A 3,076-nucleotide genomic window follows, 5' to 3' on the forward strand; every position below is an offset into this window, starting at 1 on the left:
CGTTCGAGGGTTGCCGACGAGAAGGCACGTGCCGAAGGGCAGGGACCGGTGGGCGGCAGTCAACCCGTTGGGTTTGAAGATTTCGCCGCTGGCCGTGCGGTTGCCGGCCAGTTCTTTACCGTACCATGTCGCGGTGACGGTCTGGGCCGCAAAGGCCGGTGTTGCCAGCAAGATCGACGCTCCTAGGGCGAGATATCGCATGATTCCAACGAACTCCTTATTCTGACCCTCGGTGGCCTACCGTTGAACCTGGGCCTAAGTGCGGTGCCACTAGGGGCTCATTGCGAGACCTTTGGGCGGCGATGGGGCGCGAGATGGCGAGATAGCCAGAGCCTGCAGAGGGACTTGCCTTTCTCTGATTTGGATGGTGATTCACGGGCTGCAAAAAGAGCCAGTCCTGGCCTATAAGAGCCCCTGACACCGATGAAGTAGATTTTGGGAGGAAGAGACGTATGGACCTCGCGACCTTGAACAAAGTCGCCACTGCCATGACCCAGCCAGGCAAGGGGATTCTTGCGGCGGATGAGTCGAGCGGGACGATCAAGAAGCGCTTCGACGCGATCGGCGTTCAATCGACGGAAGAAAATCGTCGCGACTACCGCGAATTTCTGTTCCGAACCGAGCCGGCGATGAAGGACCGGATTTCCGGTGTCATCTTGTTTGATGAGACCATTCGTCAGAAAGCGGCTGACGGAACGCCCTTGGTCAAGATTATTGAGGATGCCGGATCTATCCCAGGGATCAAGGTGGATGCGGGCGCAAAGCCGCTAGCGTTCTGTCCTGGCGAAACCATCACCGAAGGACTTGATGGTCTGCGTGATCGTCTCATCGAATACCGGGAACTCGGCGCGAAGTTCTGCAAATGGCGCGCGGTGATCGATATCGCCGATGGGATCCCGAGCTATGACGCCGTGAGCTCCAACGCTCATGCGCTCGCGCGTTATGCCGCTCTGTGCCAAGAGCAGCAGCTGGTGCCAATCGTCGAGCCGGAAGTCCTGATGGACGGCGACCACACGATTGAGCGCTGCGAGCACGTTACCGAGTGGGTGTTGAAGACCGTGTTTATGGAGCTGTACTACGCGAAGGTTCAGCTTGAGGGCATGGTGCTCAAACCCAATATGATCGTGCCGGGCAAGAAATGCGCGACACAGGTGTCCGACGAAGAAATCGCGACCAAGACGATCAAGGTCCTGAGGGATTGCGTACCATCCGCGGTCCCGGGTATCGCGTTCCTTTCAGGCGGCCAGGACGATGTCGAGGCCACAGCGCGCCTCGATGCGATGAACCGCATTGGCGGTTTCCCATGGCATCTCACCTTCTCCTATGGTCGCGCGCTACAGCATGCGCCACAGGTCGCCTGGTCCGGCAAGTCAGACAACGTGCCGGCAGCGCAGGCAGCGTTTTCGCACCGCGCGGAGATGAACGGTCTTGCGACGCTTGGCAAATGGACTGAAGCCGTCGAGAAAAAGGCTGCGTAGACACTATCGCTATGGCGACGAGTAATGCGAAGGCGGGGGCTTGGCTCCCGCCTTTTCTATTTGGCAACACGCCGTCGGGCGACGAAGCCAAGAATCGCCTTCTCCAATTCGACCAAGATCAACAAGGCTACACCGATCCCGATGATCAGCAGCCAGTCATGCCGCGCGATGGGTTCCGTGGCAAACACCGACTGCAGAACGGGCAAGTACGTAAAGGCCAGCTGTGCGAGGACGGTGATCGCAACGCCGGCCAGCACTGCCGGAGTGCCGAGAAGGCCGCGCCAAGTCAACGACCGGCCATAGACGAAGCGCACGCTGAACAAATAAGCGATTTCCATGACCACGATCGTATTGACGACCATGGTGCGGGCCATATCGACGCTCTGCCCGCGGTCGATCGCGTAGAAGAAAATGCCGAACGCGCCGATCACGAATAGTAATGAGACGAAAACAATACGCCACAGAAGCCTTCTCGAGAGCAATGACTCGGTCGCTTTACGCGGTGGTCTGCCCATCGTCCCCGGCTCCGTCGGCTCAAAAGCCAGGGTGAGGCCAAGGGCTACCACAGTGACCATGTTGATCCAAAGGATCTGTATCGCGGTCATCGGCAAGGTGAGACCAAAGGCGATAGCCCCGACCAGCGCGGCGCACTCGCCGCCATTGGTGGGCAATGTCCAGGCGATGACTTTGCGGATGTTGTCGTAGACCGTACGGCCTTCGCGCACTGCCGCCACGATGGAGGCGAAGTTATCATCTGCAAGCACGATTTCTGCTGCCTCTTTGGCGGCATCCGTGCCCTTTTTACCCATGGCCACACCCACGTCCGCCTGCTTGAGGGCGGGAGCATCGTTGACGCCATCGCCCGTCATGGCCGTCACGGCCTGCTCTTCTTGCAAGGCCTGGACAAGGCGCAGCTTGTGCGAGGGGGTGGTACGCGCGAAAACAGTCGTCGCGCGAACGACGTTGGGAAGTTCAGCATCATCAACGTCGTCGAGTTGGCGGCCTGTGAGCGTCGTTGGCTCCGGCGCAAGGGCAAGCTCGCGGGCGATGGCCGTCGCCGTGGCGGCATGGTCGCCCGTAATCATTTTGACATCGATACCAGCGGACCGGCATTCCCGGATCGCAGGCAGGACCTCCTCGCGTGGCGGGTCGATAAAGCCGACCAGACCGATGAAGGTCGCGCCCTCTGAGACATCGGACACACTCAGGTCCTGCTGTCCCTTGGGCAGTCGCTTCATGGCCAAGGCCAGCATGCGTTGACCGTTGCGGGCGATCGAGTCGGTTTTTTCAAGCCAGCATTCGGCATCCAACGGCACGTCCGGGTCGACGCCGAGTTGTCGGTCGCACATATCCAGGATCTGCTCGGGTGCGCCTTTGATGAACGCGATGCTGGTCCCGTCTTCGTGGCCGTGATGTAGCGTCGCCATGAAGCGATGAACCGTGTCGAAAGGTATCTCGTCGGTGCGCGGCATTTGTTTTCGGAGCAGCGCTGGGTCGAAACCGGCCTTCATCCCGAAACAGACCAATGCGCCTTCCATCGGGTCGCCGTGAACCCACCAGTCGCCGTCCCTGTGCCGTAAGTCGGCGTCATTGCACAG

Annotated in this window: 3 protein-coding genes; 1 reads left to right on the top strand and 2 read right to left on the bottom strand. The window is 59.8% G+C overall.

Features of this window, described 5'->3' with window-relative positions; all coding sequences use genetic code 11:
* A partial coding sequence (locus tag AC33YF_RS13465; RefSeq protein ID WP_491777726.1) for an RlpA-like double-psi beta-barrel domain-containing protein occupies positions 1–201 on the bottom strand: 201 nt, incomplete at its 3' end.
* Between the two features lie 251 nt (positions 202–452).
* Here AC33YF_RS13465 and AC33YF_RS13470 point away from each other — a divergent pair.
* Positions 453–1,478, top strand: coding sequence for a class I fructose-bisphosphate aldolase (locus tag AC33YF_RS13470; protein ID WP_491777727.1), 1,026 nt, complete (start codon positions 453–455; stop codon positions 1,476–1,478).
* A 56-nt stretch (positions 1,479–1,534) separates the two neighbouring features.
* Here the strand turns inward: AC33YF_RS13470 and AC33YF_RS13475 are convergent.
* Positions 1,535–3,076: HAD-IC family P-type ATPase (locus AC33YF_RS13475; protein ID WP_491777728.1), on the bottom strand; the 1,542-nt coding region annotated here is incomplete at its 5' end.

This window comes from Methyloceanibacter sp., assembly GCF_058506495.1.